The 16,612-nt window shown below is 65.5% G+C and carries 14 protein-coding genes; 6 read left to right on the forward strand and 8 right to left on the reverse strand.

Features of this window, described 5'->3' with window-relative positions; genetic code table 11:
* Positions 1-55 precede the first annotated feature (55 nt).
* From LB518_RS20650 to LB518_RS20670, 5 genes are all read right to left on the reverse strand, one after another.
* Positions 56-2,176: an ADP-ribosylglycohydrolase family protein gene (locus tag LB518_RS20650; protein ID WP_224579702.1), complete on the reverse strand. Its 2,121-nt coding sequence runs from the start codon at positions 2,174-2,176 to the stop codon at positions 56-58.
* A gap of 49 nt (positions 2,177-2,225) precedes the next feature.
* Positions 2,226-3,059: a carbohydrate ABC transporter permease gene (locus tag LB518_RS20655; RefSeq protein ID WP_224579703.1), complete on the reverse strand. Its 834-nt coding sequence runs from the start codon at positions 3,057-3,059 to the stop codon at positions 2,226-2,228.
* Positions 3,059-3,901 carry a carbohydrate ABC transporter permease gene (locus tag LB518_RS20660; RefSeq protein WP_224579704.1) on the reverse strand — a complete coding sequence of 281 codons (843 nt, stop codon included), beginning with the start codon at positions 3,899-3,901 and terminating at the stop codon, positions 3,059-3,061. The genes LB518_RS20655 and LB518_RS20660 overlap by 1 nt, the downstream gene beginning before the upstream one ends.
* Before the next feature lie 122 nt (positions 3,902-4,023).
* Entirely contained in the window at positions 4,024-5,355 is a 1,332-nt protein-coding gene (locus tag LB518_RS20665) for an ABC transporter substrate-binding protein (RefSeq protein ID WP_224579705.1), read from the reverse strand.
* Positions 5,356-5,388: 33 nt separating this feature from the next.
* Positions 5,389-6,405 carry a LacI family DNA-binding transcriptional regulator gene (locus LB518_RS20670; RefSeq protein WP_224579706.1) on the reverse strand — a complete coding sequence of 339 codons (1,017 nt, stop codon included), beginning with the start codon at positions 6,403-6,405 and terminating at the stop codon, positions 5,389-5,391.
* Positions 6,406-6,660: 255 nt separating this feature from the next.
* On the opposite strand from LB518_RS20670, the gene hpxZ reads away from it, so the two are divergent.
* The 5 genes from hpxZ to LB518_RS20695 all read left to right on the forward strand — a co-directional run bounded on the left by hpxZ (position 6,661) and on the right by LB518_RS20695 (position 10,540).
* Positions 6,661-7,059 (forward strand): oxalurate catabolism protein HpxZ, encoded by a 399-nt coding sequence (gene hpxZ, locus LB518_RS20675; protein WP_224579707.1) that lies wholly within the window; start codon positions 6,661-6,663, stop codon positions 7,057-7,059.
* A gap of 11 nt (positions 7,060-7,070) precedes the next feature.
* Complete coding sequence (locus tag LB518_RS20680) at positions 7,071-8,243, forward strand: amidase (RefSeq protein ID WP_224579708.1); 1,173 nt, start codon at positions 7,071-7,073, stop codon at positions 8,241-8,243.
* Positions 8,240-9,667 carry an amidase gene (locus tag LB518_RS20685; RefSeq protein ID WP_224579709.1) on the forward strand — a complete coding sequence of 476 codons (1,428 nt, stop codon included), beginning with the start codon at positions 8,240-8,242 and terminating at the stop codon, positions 9,665-9,667. The genes LB518_RS20680 and LB518_RS20685 overlap by 4 nt, the downstream gene beginning before the upstream one ends.
* Positions 9,643-10,035 (forward strand): hypothetical protein, encoded by a 393-nt coding sequence (locus tag LB518_RS20690; RefSeq protein ID WP_224579710.1) that lies wholly within the window; start codon positions 9,643-9,645, stop codon positions 10,033-10,035. Before LB518_RS20685 ends, LB518_RS20690 begins: the two co-directional genes overlap by 25 nt.
* A gap of 157 nt (positions 10,036-10,192) precedes the next feature.
* Positions 10,193-10,540: a response regulator transcription factor gene (locus LB518_RS20695; RefSeq protein ID WP_224579711.1), complete on the forward strand. Its 348-nt coding sequence runs from the start codon at positions 10,193-10,195 to the stop codon at positions 10,538-10,540.
* A gap of 18 nt (positions 10,541-10,558) precedes the next feature.
* On the opposite strand, the gene treZ is transcribed toward LB518_RS20695, so the two are convergent.
* From treZ to treY, 3 genes are all read right to left on the reverse strand, one after another.
* Positions 10,559-12,526, reverse strand: coding sequence for a malto-oligosyltrehalose trehalohydrolase (gene treZ, locus LB518_RS20700; RefSeq protein WP_224579712.1), 1,968 nt, complete (start codon positions 12,524-12,526; stop codon positions 10,559-10,561).
* A gap of 26 nt (positions 12,527-12,552) precedes the next feature.
* Entirely contained in the window at positions 12,553-12,741 is a 189-nt protein-coding gene (locus LB518_RS20705) for a hypothetical protein (RefSeq protein WP_224579713.1), read from the reverse strand.
* Between the two features lie 67 nt (positions 12,742-12,808).
* Positions 12,809-15,415 carry a malto-oligosyltrehalose synthase gene (gene treY / locus LB518_RS20710; RefSeq protein WP_224579714.1) on the reverse strand — a complete coding sequence of 869 codons (2,607 nt, stop codon included), beginning with the start codon at positions 15,413-15,415 and terminating at the stop codon, positions 12,809-12,811.
* 195 nt (positions 15,416-15,610) lie between these two features.
* Here treY and LB518_RS20715 point away from each other — a divergent pair, with 195 nt between their 5' ends.
* The gene (locus tag LB518_RS20715; protein ID WP_224579715.1) at positions 15,611-16,591 is read left to right on the forward strand and encodes a BMP family protein; all 981 of its coding nucleotides are present in this window, start codon (positions 15,611-15,613) and stop codon (positions 16,589-16,591) included.
* Positions 16,592-16,612 lie beyond the last annotated feature (21 nt).

A 16,612-nucleotide genomic window follows, 5' to 3' on the forward strand; every position in this document is an offset into this window, starting at 1 on the left:
AGCAAGGGGGCACCGGCGGCTCGGGAGGAGACGGCCGCCGGTGCAGACCTCCGCGTCAGGCAAGCGCCGAGACGCGGACGGCGTTGCTGGAGAGCGCGCCCTCATGCACGAGCAGGCCAATGCCACCATCCTGCAGCGCCTCGGCGCTGTCGTCCGACGCGGCAAGGCTGGTGTTGCCGATGCGGCAGCGGATGGTCGGGCCGTCGGCCTCGACCTCCATGTCGTAGAGCGTTTCCAGCGACCACGGGAAAGCCGTCTCGGCGAGAACGGTGCGAGTATCGTCGCGTTGCCGCACGAGGCGCAGCTTGCCATCCCGCGACAGCAGCGCCGCATAATAGCGCCTGAGGCCCTGGACGCGGACGGCGACGCCGGCCTCATTGCCGAGATGGATCATCGTGTCGGCGGCAACCTTGTAGTCGGTCCATTCCCGCGTGCCATGGATGATGATGCCCTCGCCACGATCCTGCGACAGGCGGAAGGATTGCGGAAAGCGCTTGGAGAAGAAGCTGGCGCCATTGACCCAGGCCATCCGCCAGAAATCGCTCGGCTCGTCCGGCCGGCGAAGATGCAGCTCCGGTGTTCCGCCATAGCGAAGGTGATCGACGAGGATGGCCCCGTCGGCACGGCTGCCTTCGGCGCGGATGACGAAGCCGATCTCGGCGATCGGCTGGCCGCCGAAATCGGGCAGGACCCAGTCGAGATGGCCCTCGGCTCCAGGTGCGAGGCGGGTTATCGGCCCGTCGACGGTCCGCAGCGCATCGTCGGCGCCATAGACCTTGAGACGGAAGCCGACATCGACAGCGCCGAGATTGCCACTCTCAGCCGAAAGCGATGCTTCAAGTCTCTGCCCCGGATAGACCAGCGGCGTCGCCATCAGTTCATAGGTGCGCATGGCGAGCACCTCGGGCGGCGTGAAGGTCGGCGTGGTCGCCGCGGCGATCTGGCCAGGACCGATGCCGCGATAGGCGATTGCAAGCGCCCTGCCGCCCGGCACGACACGGTTCTCGACCTCCGTCCGCTCGACGAGGCCATGGCCGCGCTCGGCGCGGAAGCCCTGCACGCTGCCCGGCAGCGAAAAGTGGAACTGCGCCCCGTCCTTCGGCGCGGCCGGCGCCCTGGAGCCCGCAAGGCTGTGGCCGAGCGCCGCCAGCCGATAGCTGGTGCGCACGGCATCGTTGATCGCATTGCCGCCATCGGCCGAGGAGATCAGCAGCCGGTCGGCCACCGGGCCGCGCCAATCAGGCCCGGCGTCGATGCCCTCGAGGCCGAGCTTGATCCCTAGCAGGCAGCCGACATTACCGGCATTGCAGTCGGTGTCCCAGCCGGACGTGTTGACGATCATCTGCGCGCGCTGGAAGTCGTCCGGCGCATAGAGGATCGCCATGATCATCAGCGCATGGTTCGGCACGACGTGGCAGTTGCCGGGATATTTGTCGTAGCCATAGTGGTCCTCGATCTTCTGCCGCGTGTCGCGCCAGTCGGAGAACTCTTTGTGCCAGGCGCGGATATCGGCGATGAGCTTCGCGATCAGGCTATCGCGCGGAATGGCCGCGAGACCCGTCTCGATCAGATGCTCGATATCGCCGGAGACAAAGGCTTCGGCCTCCATGGCAGCCCAGAGCATTGCTGCATAGACGCTCTCGCCGTCATGACTGACGAGCCCCGCCTGCTCGGCAAGCTTCGCCGCAAGCTTCGGCTGCCCCGGCGCCACCATCGCCCAGCCGTCGATGAAAATCTGCGCGCCGATCTGCTCGGCCACCGTCGATCCGTTCACGGCGATCGAGCCCGAGGCCGGTGCCGGCACGCCGCGCTTCAGGTTGAGCCAGGCGGTATGCTCGGTCGAATTGCCGTTGCCGCCCCACCAGAGAACCGTGCGCTGCTCGACGAGATAGTTGAGCCAGGACTTGCCAATATCCTCGGCCGAAAGATCCTCGGAAACGCCGTAGTCCTCGAGCGCCCGCACGAAGGTGAAAGTGCCGGCCACATCGTCATCCGTGACGACGAGCGGCACGCCGAGCCGGTCATGGACGTAGTAATCGACCTCGCCAAGCTCGCTCATGATCTTCTGGTAGGTCCAACCCTCGAAGGGCCGGCCGACATAGACGCCGATCAGCTTGCCGAGCACGCCGGCATAGACGCGCTCCAGATAATCGTTCGGAAGGGGGGCGTTGCTCATGATGGACCCTTGGTTCCTCGGGATTTTCTTAAGGTTCGTGGCGTGCGGCTCAGCCCTTGACCGAGCCGCCGGCCATGCCTTCGATGAAGCGGCGCTGCAGGAAGACGAACAGCACGACGATCGGCAGCACGATGATCAGCGCCGCCGCCATGATCTCTCCCCAGTCGGACGAATACTGACCTGAGAGCAGGAAGAATGAGACGACGGCCGTCAGCTTGTCCTGCTTCTGCAGGAAGGTCGTGGCGATCAGGAACTCGTTCCACGAATAGAGCCCGATGATCAGCGCCACGGTCAGAATGCCCGGCGAGACGATCGGCAGCATCACCCGCGTGAACACCTGCCAGGACGAGGCGCCGTCGATGATCGCCGCCTCCTCGATCTCGGCCGGCACGGCCAGGAAATAGGTCCGCAGCAGCATGATCGCGAAGGGCGAGTAGATCGCCGTATAGACCAGCGATACGGCGAAGACATTGTTGATGAGGCCGAGCTTCGCAAAGCCGAAATAGAGCGGGAATAGGAACAGCTGGATTGGCGCGGTCGTGGTGGCGAGTAGGTAGAAGGTCACCACCTTCCACGCCTTGATCTTCTTGCGGGCGAGAACATAGGCAGCGGCCGAACCCGTCGAGCAGACGAGGACGATGGTCAGTCCGGTCAGCGTGGCCGAGTTCACGAAGCTCTGGCTGAAGCGCGCGTCCTTCCAGGCGCGAGCGAAATTGTCGAAGCGGAACACCTCGGGCAGCGCCAGCGGGTTCTGGACGATCTCCTGCGCCGATTTCAGCGAGTTGAGCACCAGCAACACGATCGGGAACAGCGCCGTGAACAATCCGATGCCGAGCACGACATAGGTGATCGTCAGCGTCGCGCGGCTTTCGACGAGCCTCATCAGACGCTCTCCCTCGACTGGATGCGGATATAGAAGAAGGTGGCGACGAGGCCGAACAGGCTGATCACCAGCGCCGTCGCGGCCGCCTGGCCGACATTGAGGTCATAGAAGGCCTTGCGATAGGCGAGCGTCGAAAGGACCTCGCTGGAGAAGGCCGGCCCGCCCTGCGTCAGGATGTAGACGAAGTCGAAGACGAGGAACGACCAGATCACCGTCATGATCATCATCAGCATGATGGTCGGCTTGATGCCCGGCAGCAGGACGTAGCGCATCATCTGCCAGAAGCTGGCGCCCTCGATACGCGCCGCCTCGATCTGCTCCTGCGGCACCTGGCGGAGCGCTGCGAAGAAGATCACGCAGAGAAAGCCCCACCAATGCCAGAGATCGACCGTGGCGACACCGAACAGCGCCGTCGACGTTTGCGACAGCGGGTTGACGATCGGCAGGCCGAGCTTCTGCAGATATCCGAAGACACCCGTGACCGGGCTGTAGATCATGCCCTGCCAGACCCGCGCGGTGATGGCCGTCGCGATGATCACCGGCAGGAAATAGACGACCTGGAACAGCGTCGATCCGCGCCGCGGCACGATGAGCAGGAGGCTCGCCGCAAGGAGGCCCATGGCGATCGGCACCGTCAGGAAGATCGCGGTCCAGATCAGGTTGTTCTCGAGCGCCGTCCAGAACGGTCCGTCGCTCCAGAGCGCCACGAAATTGCCGAGACCGATGAAGACAGGCGCCGAGATGCCGTCCCACTGGAAGAAGGCGAGCGCGATCGTGAGGAGCGCCGGGATCAGGATGATCACGACATTGATGGCGAGCGTCGGCACGAGATAAAGCCACATGGGCGGATCCTGACGGTCGGGTGGTTCGATCGGGCAGCAGGGGGCCGCCAAAGGCTATGAATGGCCGGCAACAGGGACGGACGCGCCGCCCCTGCCGCATTCTCAAAGCAACGGGAAACCGCTCAGCGCTTCGGGATGGCCGGCACCTTTCCGGCCGCCTTCTCTTCCTTGAAGGTCGCGTCGAGCTTCTCGAGGAACTGGGCCGTCGTGATCTTGCCGAGCCAGACCTCCTCCATGCCCGAGACGAGATAGGTGTCCGTCGCGGGCGGCAGGAAGGTCCAGGTGGTGTAGCCATACTGGCCGTCACTGACCGAGGCGGCGAGGTTCTTCATCGTCTCGCCATAGAGCGGGATGACGCCCTCGCCCATCTTCACGCCGGAGAGGTCCTTGAGCGGCGTGTTCCACTCGCCCTGCCAGACGGTGTTCATCTCGCCATAGAACTTGTCGCTGAACACGGTGTCGATGACGGCGGCCGCACCATCCGGGTTCTGCGAGGAATTGGCGATCGAGAAGGTCGAGCCGATGCCGAGCGCATAGATCGGATAGGGCACGCCCTCGGCGCTCGGGAAGCCGACAAAACCGGGCTCCGCATTGTTCTGCGGGAAGTAGCGCGGCACGTTCTGGAAGTTCCAGGTGCCGGTCGGCGCCATGCCGGCCTGACCGGTCGCGACCTGCGCAAAGGCCTGCTCGCCGGTGAGCGAGAAGTAGTTCGGGCCGAAATAGCCCTTCTGCCACCAGTCGTTGAGCGTATCGATCGCCTTGACGAAGGGCTCGGCCGTCCAGGGAATCTCGCCGTTCAGCGCCTTGTAGACATTGTCGGGACCGGCGATCGAGTTGAGCACGATCGAGACATAATGCTCATTGGTCGGGCGCCAGTCGGCATTGCCGGCCGCAAAGGGTACGAGGCCCTTGGCCTTCATCGCGTCGGCAAGCGTCTCAAGCTCGGCGATGGTCTTCGGCGGCTGCCAGCCGTTCTTCTCGAACAAGGTTTTGTTGTAGAAGAGGCCGAGCGTCTCGTAGGTCTTCGGCAGCGCGTAGAGCTTGCCGTTATATTTCCCGAGTTCCAGAAACACCGGCAGGATGCGCTCGTTCCAGCCGAGCTTGGCCGCGTAGTCGTCGAGCGGCAGCAACTGGCCGGCCTGCGCCATCGAAGCGACATAGCTCGGCCCGGCCGTATAAACGACATCGGGCCCGGAGCCCGAGAGCATCGCGATCCGGAGCTGTTTGTCGAGTTCCGCGCCGCGGAAATCGATCGAGAGGCTCTCGTCCGGATGCGCCGCATTGAACGGCTCAACCAGGATCTTCTGCAGCGCTTCCTGGTTTTCCGGCGCAGCGGTCTCATACCACCACGTGATCGGCTTCTTCTCCTGCGCCACTGCCGCCGGCACGCCGGCCGATACGCCAAGCGCGGCCAGTGCTGCGCCCGCCAGAGCGATTTTTGCCCGATAACCCATTTTATCCTCCTCCCATTGGTTCAGCTCGATCGATCAGGTTGAACTGCGCTCGATCAGACGGAACGGCATCGCCTGGCTCGTTCCGGGTCCCGCATTGCCGCGTTGGAGCCGATCGAGCAGGACCCCGGCCGCCGTCGTGCCGAGGTCGTATTGAAACTGCGAAATGGTCGTGAGCGCCGGCGTCACCAGCCGCGCCGCGAAGATGTCGTCGAAGCCGGCAATGGCGACATCGCCCGGAACGGCAAGCCCGGCCTCGCGCGCCGCCGCCATGGCGCCGATCGCCATCATGTCGTTGGCCGCAAAGATCGCGTCGGGGCGGGCCGGCAGCGCGAACAACTGCTGCGCGGCGCGGAAACCGCCCTCTTCGTTGAAAGCTTCGTCGGCGACGATCAGCGGCTTGCGGCCGGCTTCCAGAAGCGCCGCCTCATAGCCGTTGAGACGGCCCTCCTGCGGGCCGCCAAGGCCGGCGATCATCGCAATCCGCCGATAGCCGCGCCGGATGAGGTAGCGCGTGACCTCGCCGGCCGCCGCCTCGTTGTCGATATAGAGATTGTCGACCGGAAGCGGCCCGACCTTCTTCTTCGAGGATTCGATGCGCACCACGCCGATCCCGGCATCGGTCAGCGGCTGGAAATCGGCGACGCGCAGCGTGAAGAAAACGCCGACCACCCCGTCGACCCGCCCTTCGAGGCTCCAGTTCAGAAAGCGCTGCTCGCGCTCGGCCGCGCCATCGGTATTGACCGTGATGACATCATAGCCAGCGTGATCAGCAGCGGCCTGCATGCCCCTCAGCAGCGAGGGATAGAACGGGTTGGCGATATCAGGCACCACGCAGGCGAGCGTCATCGTCTTGTTGGTCTTCAGCGCCCGCGCCCAGCGGTTCGGCACATAGCCGAGCTCGCGCATCGCCGCCTGCACACGCTCCAGCGTCTCGGCCGGAATCTGGCTGGTCGGCGCGCCGGAAAGCACCAGCGAGACCGTGGTCTGCGATACGCTCGCCAAGCGCGCGACATCGCGTTGCGTGACCCTGCGAGGCCGTTCGGCCGTCATGCCCAAAGCTTCCTGATACGTATTACTGATACGTACCTCTAGCCGAGGTCGCAGCGATTGGCAACGTCCCCCGATGTGGATTCACACTGGGACCGCGCAACCGAGTTTGAGCATTGCGATGCTTCTTTCAGTCATCCTGGAGGAACAATGAGCGGGCCATGCCGCGCCTTTGCGCAGGCTGCCGCTGCAAGCGCGTTTACAGAGCCCGCCGGTTTCCTGATCATGCGCGCCGCGCCGATTTGAAGGAGTAACCGCGTGCTCATCAACGATCCAGAAATTGTCGCCGAGGTGACAGAGGCCTTCGGCCGCTACGAGCAGGGGCTGATCGACGCCGACTGGGCCGCGCTGGACCAGCTCTTCTGGGACAGCTCCTATACGGTCCGTTATGGCGACGGCCAGATCCAGCATGGCCATGCGCCGATCAAGGCCTTCAACGCGAAGCGCCGGAAGACCGGGGCTGACCGCGCCCTGACCGAGACGATCATCACCACCTTCGGCCGCGAATTCGCGACCGTCTCGACGCTCTATGTCGACGTTCCCCCTGGCAAGATCGGCCGCCAGCAGCAGAGCTGGGCCAAGATCGATGGCGACTGGCATGTCGTCGCGGCGCATGTCAGCGTCGTCGACAAGGTCACGATCGAGCGGCAGGCCTGAGGACCAAAACGATGCCCATTCATGATCCCTACGGCGCCTTCGTGCCGGGAACCGACATCGTCCTGCCCGCCACCGGCACCGGCCCGCTCGATGGGCTGACCTTCGCCGCCAAGGACCTCTTCGACATCGCCGGCCATGTCACCGGCTGCGGCAATCCAGACTGGGCGCGCACGCATCCGCCGGCCCGCCGCTCGGCAAAGGTGGTCGAGCAGCTCCGCGCCGCCGGCGCGACGCTTGCCGGCAAGACGATCACCGACGAGATTTCGCTCGGCCTGCTCGGACGCAACCAGTTCGACGGCACGCCGATCAATCCGCGCGCCCGCGACCGCTTTCCCGGCGGCTCGTCGAGCGGCTCGGCCACGGCCGTCGCAGGCGGCCTCGTCGACTTCGCGCTCGGCACCGATTCCGGTGGCTCGGTGCGCGTCCCGGCCAGCTTCTGCGGCCTCTACGGTCTGCGGCCGACGCATGGCGCCATTTCGGTCGAAGGACTGATGATGCAGTCCGCCTCGTTCGATACCGCCGGCTTCTTCGCCGATGACGCCGCGATCTTCGAGGCGGTCGGCATCGTGCTGACCCCGGATGCCGAGCCCGTATCGCCGATCGAGGAAATCCTCATCGCGACGGATGCTTTCGCCATTGCCGACGAGGCGGTGCGCGCGGCGCTTGAGCCCGCGCTCGCGCGCCTCGGAGCCATCGCCCCGGTGCGCGAGATCACGCTCGCCGAAGAAGGCCTCAAGGCCTGGAACCAGTGCCAGATCACGGCGCAATGCAGCGAGTTCTCGGCGACGTTCCGTGACTGGGTCGATGCCGTCAATCCGCGCTTCTCCTTCGAGGTCGGCTCGACGCTCGCTCATGCCGCGCTGATCTCCGAAAGCGCGCGGGCCGAGGCCCTGCGCTTCCGCGCCAACCTCAGCGCGCGGCTCGACGCGCTGCTCGATCGCCGCCGTGTCGTGGTCTATCCGGCCGTGCCGATCCTGCCGCCGCATCGCGACGCGCCGCTCTCGGTGATGGGCGCCGCTGGCGACCGCATCGTTGATCTGACCTGCATCGCGGGACTGAGTGGGTTGCCGCAAGTCGGCCTGCCGCTTGGAAAGTACGGCACCATCCCCGTCGGCCTCGCGGCGCTTGGCTGGCGCGGCGCTGACCGCACGCTGCTCGCCCTCGCGCGGAGCCTCGCGACATGACCGACATGACAGACGACGCGCTCACCGGGCTCGATGCACTCGGCATCGCCGATGAGATCCGCAAGGGTGCGTTGACGCCGCAAGAGGCGCTGGACGCCGCGATCGCACGTGTCGACGCGCTCAATCCGGCCCTCAACGCCGTCGTGCATCGGCATGACGATCTAGCTCGGCGCGCGATCGCCGAGGGGCTGCCGGATGGCCCGTTTCGCGGCGTGCCGTTCCTCCTGAAGGATCTCGATCTCCGCCTTGCCGGAACAGTCACGACCAGCGGCAGCCACCTGTTCGACGGCATCGTCGCAACGCGGGACTCGACGCTCACGGCCCGCTACAAGGCCGCGGGTCTCGTCATCTTCGGCAAGACGAACGCCGCCGAATTGGGTCTCTCATCGGCAACCGAGCCGGCCGCCTTCGGTCCGACACGCCATCCGCTCGATCCGGCGCTGTCGCCAGGCGGCTCGAGCGGCGGCAGCGCGGCGGCGGTCGCATCCGGCATGGTACCGATGGCCCATGCAACCGACGGCGCCGGCTCGATCCGCATGCCCGCTTCGCTGACCGGCATTTTCGGCATGAAGCCGAGCCGCGGCCGCACGCCCGTTGGCCCCGATGCCAGCGAGATCTTCTTTGGCATGTCGGTGAACCACGCCATCACCATGACCGTCCGCGACAGCGCCGCTCTGCTCGACGCGACGAGCGGCCCGGAACCGGGAGCCCGGTACGGCCTCGCGGCCGATGATCTGTCCTTCCTGGAGCAATCCCGGCGTGACCCGGCGCCGCTGCGCATCGCGCTGATGACGGAGCCTTTTGGCGCCGAGCCGGTCGAGGGCACCTGCCGCGATGTCGCGATCGAGGCGGCCCATCTCGCCGCAGCGCTCGGCCATCATGTCGAGGAGGCGCGCCCTTCGCTGGATGGGATTGATCCGGCGCATTGCTTCCGCCGTCTCGCCGCCGCCCTCACCCTCGTTTTCGTCGAAGACGTCGCGGCGCCGCACGGCATTGCGGACCCGCGCGCGCTGCTGGAGCCCGTCAATGTGGCCTGGATGGACGAGGCCAAAGGGCTGACGGCAGGCGACCAGATCCGCGCCATCGGCGAGATGCATGCCATCGGACGCGCGCTTGCCCGCTTTTTCGAGCGCTATGACGTGTTGATCACGCCGGTCACGGCGCAAAGCCGGTTGCCGCATGGCCATTTCAACGGCGCCGAAACGGATGTCACGCGCTTCGTCGATCGCCTGACGGCCTTCGGCCCCTTCACCTTCCCGTTCAATGCCGGGGGCATGCCGGCGATGAGCGTTCCCGTCACACGCGTGGGAGGACTGCCAGTCGGCGCCCAGTTCGCATCCGCTCTTGGCCGCGACGGCACATTGTTCGCGCTCGCGGGGCAGATCGAACGCGCCCGGCCATGGCATCGGCTGACGCGCAACTGAGGCCCGCGGTTTTTTCGGCCTGTGGATATCTTGACAGCGGGGATAAAGAGAACAAAATAAGAACAGAACGACAGCAGAGGACGCCGATGATGGAAACCGTCCGGGAAATGATCGCGCGGATCGACGCCGACATGCAGGCCGCTGCGGGCTGGATCGAGATCGAGCGCCGTGAAGATGGCGCGCATCTGGCAAGCGGCGCGTTGCGCTGCCAGGCCGATGCGGTCGAATTCGACGATGACGCCGGCTTCACGACGCGCATCCCTTATGGGCAGGTCGTCGCCATCCGCTTTGGCCGCCAGGGCGAGACCATGCCGCTGGCGACGCTCGCCGCCCCCAGCAGCGTTGTGCCGCTGCGTGCCACAGGTTGACGATCCCGCGCGCGCCTGCGCTACGACCGCTTTCCCCGGCCGGCGGTTGCTGTAGGATGGCTGGCAATCGCTCAGCCCGCTTTGTCCGGCGTCTGCCAAACCGCGCCGAGCAATCACATTGGTTGCGCGGCTCTGTCCGCCCCGGGAAAGGCTGAGAATGCGGCTTCTGGTCTGCGAGGACGACTTCCTCATTCTCATGAACACAGCGGAGATGCTCCGCGACCTCGGGTATGAGGTCACGGAAGCGGCCGATGGGGCCGCCGCTCTGGCGGCCCTTGCAGCCGATCCGTTCGATGCCCTGATGACGGATGTCGGCCTGCCCGATATGAGCGGTATCGAACTCGCCCACCGTGTCCGCGCCACCCTGCCGGGCCTGCCGATCATCTTTGCCTCCGGCCTCGGTGAGGTCGACGGCTTTGACGGCGATGCCACCGTCGCCTTCGTCCAGAAGCCCTATACGACACCGGCTCTCGAGGCCGCGCTCAGGGCCGTCATACCCACGTAAAGCGCGCTCAGGGCCGCTTCAGCCCTTCGCGGGCAGCACGCTGATAACCGCGGACCAGGGGCCGAGCACCATGCGTCCGCCCTCGCGCCGCTGCGTACCAGTCGTGGCGATCGGCTCGAACGGGGCGACGTCGATCGACCCCTCCTCGGGCGCCGCATTCATCACCATGACGAGCGTCCCGCCACCATAATTCCAGGAAACGGCGATCACCCGGCCGTCCTGATGCGCTTCCGCCCCTTCATAAGGCGTCTCGGTCAGCGACCACAGATGCGCGCGGCGGAGGCGCCCAAGCTCGCGGAAACGCTCCAGGGCCTGCGATCGCTCTGTCGCCTCGAACTCATGCCAGTCGAGCTTCGCCATCGCCATGGTTTCGACAGCGACGGGATCGGGCACCAGTTCATCGGCGTGCTGCGATTCATAGAATTCCATCGCCTGCTGCGCCCGCCCTTCCCGGATTTCCTTGCTGAACTCGCCGTTGAGGTCGCCGAAGAACGGGAACGGCACCCGGATATGCGCCTCCTCACCCATGAAGAACATCGGGATCTGCGGCGACAGCATGATCACGAAATGCAGGAAATCGAGGCGCTCCGCGTCGAGATCTTCCGCCAGCCGCCGCCCATCTGGCTGATTGCCGATCTGGTCATGGTTCTGGATGAAGGAAACGAAGGCAGAGGGCGGCAGATGCCCTGACGGTTCACCGCGCTCGACATCGCCGCGACGCGGCACCGGCTCACCCTGATAGGCGAATCCTTCCGCCAGCACCCGGCGCGCCTTTTCCACCGTCGCATCGGCAAAATCGCGGTAATAGCCGCTCCGCTGCTCGGTCGCGATCACATGCAGCACATGATGGATATCGTCGTTCCACTGCGCGTCGAAATGCCGGGGACGGCCCGCCTCGTCGCGCTCGAGCCAGGTCGCGCCGTTGTCGAGATTTTCGAGGATGAGCATCGCGTTCGGCTTGATGGCCCGTCCCATTGCCGCGAGCTCCCGCTTCATGAGATCGGCGCCGGATGTCGCGAATTCATGCACGGCATCGAAGCGAAGCCCGTCCATGTCATAGTCCTCGAGCCACATGCGGACATTCTCAAGGAAGAACAGCCGCACGAGCGGATCGGCGAAGTTCAGTCCCGCGCCCCAGGGCGTCTGGACATTATTGTCGAAGAAGCGCTCGGCATAGATCGGAAGATAGTTATCGACCGGGCCGAAGTGGTTGTAGACGACGTCGAGAATGACGGCGAGCCCATGGGCATGGGCCGCGTCGACCAGCGCCCGCAATTCTTCAGGCGTGCCGTAGCTGCGCTCGGGCGCAAAGGGCAGCACGCCGTCATAACCCCAGTTATGGCAGCCAGGAAAATCGCCGATCGGCATCAGTTCGATCGCCGTATATCCGGCATCGGCGAAATGTCCAATCCGCCGGGCGAGACCCTCGAATGTGCCTTCGGGTGTCGCGGTGCCGATATGCAGCTCGGCGATCACCGCCTCATGCCAGGGTCGCGCCGCGCGCTCGCTCGCCGGTCCAAGCGAACCCCGCACGACGCTCCAACCGCCGGTATCGTCCGACTGGCCGCGCGAGGCCGGATCAGGGACGTCAAAACCCTTGACGCGGAAACGATAGAGCGTACCCGGGCCGACGCCAGCGACATCGATTCTGTACCAGCCATCCGCATCGCCAGCCATCGCAAGCGGGGCGCGGTCGACCAGCAGCAGTTCCGCCTTGTCGGCGGAAGGGGCATAGAGGCGAAACCGAACGCCGTGTTCGATCAGTTCGGGGCCGAAACGATAATGCTGGATCCGGTCATAGGAGAGCGGGCCATGCTCATATTCCTCCGGGCCGGACCCGACGCGATCGCCGCGTGTCTTGTCGGCGATCGAAAGGCTGGACCGCAGGATCGTCGGATCGCCGGTGGGGGGCGCGCCTTCGACATGCGAGTCGATCAGGGCATGGCCGCCTTCCGGCTTGTCGTCGGTTCTGTCCTGCATCGTCATATCTTATCTCCTGGTATCGAGTGGGCTCAGCTGGGAGCATCCGGCTCTTCAGTCGGGAGAGCTTTACCGAAATCGCGCTCCGCCGAATGGCGGCGGCGCAGTTGCTCTACGGCACGGAACCAATGGTCATAGGCATTCGACCAAAGCGGTTGCCCCTCGGCCTCCCAGAGCAGGAAGGCTTCACGGCGGATTTCCTCGTCGCTGAATTCGGTCATTTTTCACCCGCTACCCAGCTGAGTTCGCATGGCGTTCGAGAACGGCCATCGGCTGGTTGGGATCAACTCAACCTTGGAGGTGCGGTTCCGTTGCCGCGCCGTCCGTCAGCGGGCGTACCAAAATCAGCACCGGAACGGTCGTGTCGATCGGGACGCGGCCGCCTTCGATCACCGTCGCGGCATCGCCTGCGAGCGGTTTGCGCCAGGATCCGGCATAGCGCTCGTCCGCGAAGGTGAGCGCTTCCGTTGCCATGGCGTGTGGCGTAACCGGCACCGCGATGACGATTTCGGCAGCGCTCCCGCGCCGGCTGAAGGCAAACCAGCCCTCCTCGGAGACGCGCTCTGGCTGGTAAGGCGCCGTGAAGACATCGGAATGGCGCGCGCGCAGCGCCAGCAGGCTGCGTGTCGCGATCAGCTTGGCAACGCGTTCCTCGTCCTCAGCCAAAGCCGGGATCGCCGAAGCCGGCGATGCCAGCAGCGCCTCGCGGCGGTCCCAAGCAAACGGGCGCCGGTTATCAGGATCGACGAGGCTGAAATCCGCCAGTTCCGTCCCGCGATAGATATCGGGAATACCGGGCAGCGTCAGTTGCAGCACCGTCTGCGACAGGCTGTTCGTTGAGGCGATGCTCGCCGTCTCGGCCAGAAAAGCTTCGAGGTCGGCTCGGAATAACGCGCCTTCGGGACCCTCGATCAACGTTGCCACGAAGCTGTGCAGCGCGGTCTCATAGTCCTCGTTCGGATCGGTCCAGCCGCTATGCCGCTTCGCCTCCCGCATCGCCTTTTCGAAATAGATGCGCGCGCGGTCAACCGGCAGCGGCCAGGCCGCGAACAGCGTCTGATAAATGAACCAGAGATCGAGGTCATCCGGCCCCACCTCGCTCTTCAGCGCAGCGTGACGCGCCTCCCAGCGTTCGACGAGGCCGATCCAGCGCTCGGGGCAGTGCGATAGAAGATTGAGCCGTGCCCGCGTATCCGCGCCGCGCTTGGTGTCATGCGTCGCGAGCGGGATCAGCCCCCTTGGCCCGAAACTGGCGAAGGCCGCATGCAGGTCGTCAGCCTGGCGCGGCGGCGCCACGAGATCGGAGCCGACCTCGTTCACCGAGGCCATCGCGACGCTGCGGTAGAGTTCCGTGTCCTCGAACCCCTTGGCCATCGCCGGGCCGGAAAGCTGCTGGAACAGGCGGCGAAAGCGCGCCGCGTCGACACCGGGAGCCAGCAGCGCCGCCTCGACGAGGCGCACCACGATAGGCGCAACGGCGGGCGCGTCGGCTTTCGCGCGTATTTCTGCAGCACGCCACAGCGCCTCATCCTCGGCAGATGCCGGCAGGCCGACGAGATAGGAACGGTAAACGGGAAAGGCGGCGAGCAGCGCCACCACGGCCGCCTCAAGCGCGCTGGCCAGCGGCGCATCGTCGCCGAGGACGGCCGCCGCGCTCTCGATGAGGCGGGCGAGTTCCGGCTTGAAGCTCTTCTCGATCACTTCGGTCTTGGCGGCCGCGATCCTGGCGAGCGGCCCGCCGGAAAGCCAGCCGCGTTCTGCGAGATAGGATTGGAACGCCGAACGTCCGCTGCCCGCGACGAACGCCTCGTTGATGAGGTTGAGGCGCTCATAGCCGGTGGTGCCGTCGATTGGCCAGGGGCGCAGCGCCTCGTCATGGCCGAGGATTTTCTCGATGAGGATTAGCGCCTCCGGGCCGGTTTCCTCGCGAAGCCGGACGCAATAAGCAGCGGGATCGGCGAGCCCATCGACGTGATCGACGCGAAGGCCCTGCACCAGCCCTTCGCGAACGAGCGCCAGCGGCAGGCGGTGAACGATCTCGAACACCGCCTCGTCCTCGATGCGGACGCCGAGCAGATGCGAAACTTCAAAGAAGCGACGGTAATTGAGCGCTTCGATCTGTCGCCAGGGCACGGCCTGCCAATGCTGCTCGGCATGAACGGCGTTGAGATCGGCTTTTGCGAGCGCGCGCTCGAACGAACCCGACATGGCCGCAACCGTGGCCCTCAGCGCCACACGCGCGGACTCGATCGCCTCTGGGTCGGCGGTGGCGCGGTCGATGATCCGCCAGAGCATCGCCGCTTCCATGGCACCGACGCGGTCGAGGAGATCGGCAGTGGAGCGCGGTCGTAGCGGTATGGCATTGCCGGCGACAAGCGCCTTGACGCGCCCCGAAGCCTCATCATAGGCGAGCTTTTCGATCGCCGGCGCGTCGTCACCGAGCCAGGGCAGCGCGATCCGCCGCGCGAAATCGATATCGAAGACCGGCGCCGACGCCGCATCCGCGCCGAATTCGAGCACGTCGATCCAGTAAGGATTGGCGCCGTCAGCAGCCATGTGGTTCGGCACGATGTCGAGGATGACGCCGATACCGACGCCAGCGAGGGCCGCGGCCATGCTGCGAAAGCCGTCTTCGCCGCCGAGTTCGTCGCTGATCCGGGTCGGATCGACCATGTCATAGCCGTGCGACGAGCCGGCGCGGGCCTTGAAGATCGGCGAGGCATAGAGATGGCTGACGCCGAGCGCTGCAAAGTAAGGCGCCATCCGCTCCGCGTCGGCGAAAGTGAAATCGGAATTGAACTGGACGCGATAGGTCGCCCGGACCGGCATCAGGGGGGAGGCGGCCATCGACCTTGGGCCGGCCGCCGGCCGAGCCTCTTCCATTGTTGACGTCATGAATTCCTCGCTGATTGCACCCTTCCAACAGACACGGAGGCCGGGAGTTCCCCACGCGCCGGCAATCCACCGGAGCAGGGTTTTGCACAGGCGATGGGCTTGACAATTTACTGGGCAGAGAATGGAATTTGACCGCCCAGACAAAAAGGCACGGCATCAGCCGATGCGCCCAGCGCGCTCCAGAGGGGAACAGTCATGTCCACCACGATTTCACGGCGCCGCTTTCTGCTCGCCTCCGCCGCCGGCACGCTCGTTCTTGCTGCCCCGCGCGCCTTCGCCGCTGAAAAGCTGAAGGTTGCCGGCATCCACGCCTCGCCGGTCGAGAACGCCTGGAACTCGCGCCTGCACGAGGCGCTTCAGGCCGCCGCCAAGGATGGCGTGATCGAATACACCTTCTCGGAAGGTGTTTCCGGCACCGATTATCCGCGCGCGATGCGCGAATATGCCGAGGCTGGCAACAAGCTGATCGTCGGCGAATCCTATGCGGTCGAGACCGAGGCGCGCCAGGTCGCCGCCGATTATCCGGGAACGGCGTTCCTGATGGGCTCGTCGGGCGGCCCGGCCGGCGACAATTTCGGCACGTTCGGTACCTGGAACCACGAGGCGGCCTATCTCGCCGGCATGCTCGCGGCGCCAATGTCCAAGACCGGCACCTTCGGCGCGGTCGGTGCCATTCCGATCCCCGAGGTCAACATCCTCATCAATGCCTTCCGCGCCGGCGTGAAGGAAGTCCGGCCCGACGCGAAGTTCCTCGTCGGCTTCATTGGCACCTTCTTCGATCCGCCTAAGGCGCGCGAATCGGGCCTTGCCCAGATCGATGCCGGCGCCGACATCCTGTTCGGCGAGCGCATCGGCACGGCCGACGCCGCCAAGGAAAAGGGCATCAAGTCGGTCGGCTCGCTGATCGACTACACGCCGCGCTATCCCGAGACCGTCTTCGCCAATGCGATGTGGTACTTCCGCCCGATCCTCGACGCCGCCATCAAGGACACCCAGGCCGGCGCCAAGACGGGCAAGGATTACAGCCCGTTCTCCTACATGAAGGAGGGCGGCAACGACATCGTCTTCACCGAGGCGATGGTGATCAAGGACTCCGTTCCGGCGATGCAGGCGAAGCGCGACGCCATCAAGGCCGGCACCTTCACTGTTCCGGTTGATCCGGCCGAGCCGACCTGAGGCATGCAGCCCGCCCTGTCA

This window comes from Mesorhizobium sp. BR1-1-16 (genome assembly GCF_020165495.1).
Classification (GTDB): Bacteria; Pseudomonadota; Alphaproteobacteria; order Rhizobiales; family Kaistiaceae; genus Kaistia.

Bases quoted from the DNA above. Each gene is read 5' to 3' on its own strand.
- LB518_RS20680 (WP_224579708.1), top strand. From the start codon at position 7,071: ATGCCCATTCATGATCCCTACGGCGCCTTCGTGCCGGGAACCGACATC.
- treZ (WP_224579712.1), bottom strand. From the start codon at position 12,526: ATGACGATGCAGGACAGAACCGACGACAAGCCGGAAGGCGGCCATGCC.
- LB518_RS20650 (WP_224579702.1), bottom strand. From the start codon at position 2,176: ATGAGCAACGCCCCCCTTCCGAACGATTATCTGGAGCGCGTCTATGCC.
- LB518_RS20695 (WP_224579711.1), top strand. From the start codon at position 10,193: ATGCGGCTTCTGGTCTGCGAGGACGACTTCCTCATTCTCATGAACACA.
- LB518_RS20670 (WP_224579706.1), bottom strand. From the start codon at position 6,405: ATGACGGCCGAACGGCCTCGCAGGGTCACGCAACGCGATGTCGCGCGC.
- treY (WP_224579714.1), bottom strand. From the start codon at position 15,415: ATGACGTCAACAATGGAAGAGGCTCGGCCGGCGGCCGGCCCAAGGTCG.
- LB518_RS20665 (WP_224579705.1), bottom strand. From the start codon at position 5,355: ATGGGTTATCGGGCAAAAATCGCTCTGGCGGGCGCAGCACTGGCCGCG.
- LB518_RS20690 (WP_224579710.1), top strand. From the start codon at position 9,643: ATGGCATCGGCTGACGCGCAACTGAGGCCCGCGGTTTTTTCGGCCTGT.
- LB518_RS20705 (WP_224579713.1), bottom strand. From the start codon at position 12,741: ATGACCGAATTCAGCGACGAGGAAATCCGCCGTGAAGCCTTCCTGCTC.
- LB518_RS20655 (WP_224579703.1), bottom strand. From the start codon at position 3,059: ATGAGGCTCGTCGAAAGCCGCGCGACGCTGACGATCACCTATGTCGTG.
- LB518_RS20715 (WP_224579715.1), top strand. From the start codon at position 15,611: ATGTCCACCACGATTTCACGGCGCCGCTTTCTGCTCGCCTCCGCCGCC.
- LB518_RS20660 (WP_224579704.1), bottom strand. From the start codon at position 3,901: ATGTGGCTTTATCTCGTGCCGACGCTCGCCATCAATGTCGTGATCATC.
- LB518_RS20685 (WP_224579709.1), top strand. From the start codon at position 8,240: ATGACCGACATGACAGACGACGCGCTCACCGGGCTCGATGCACTCGGC.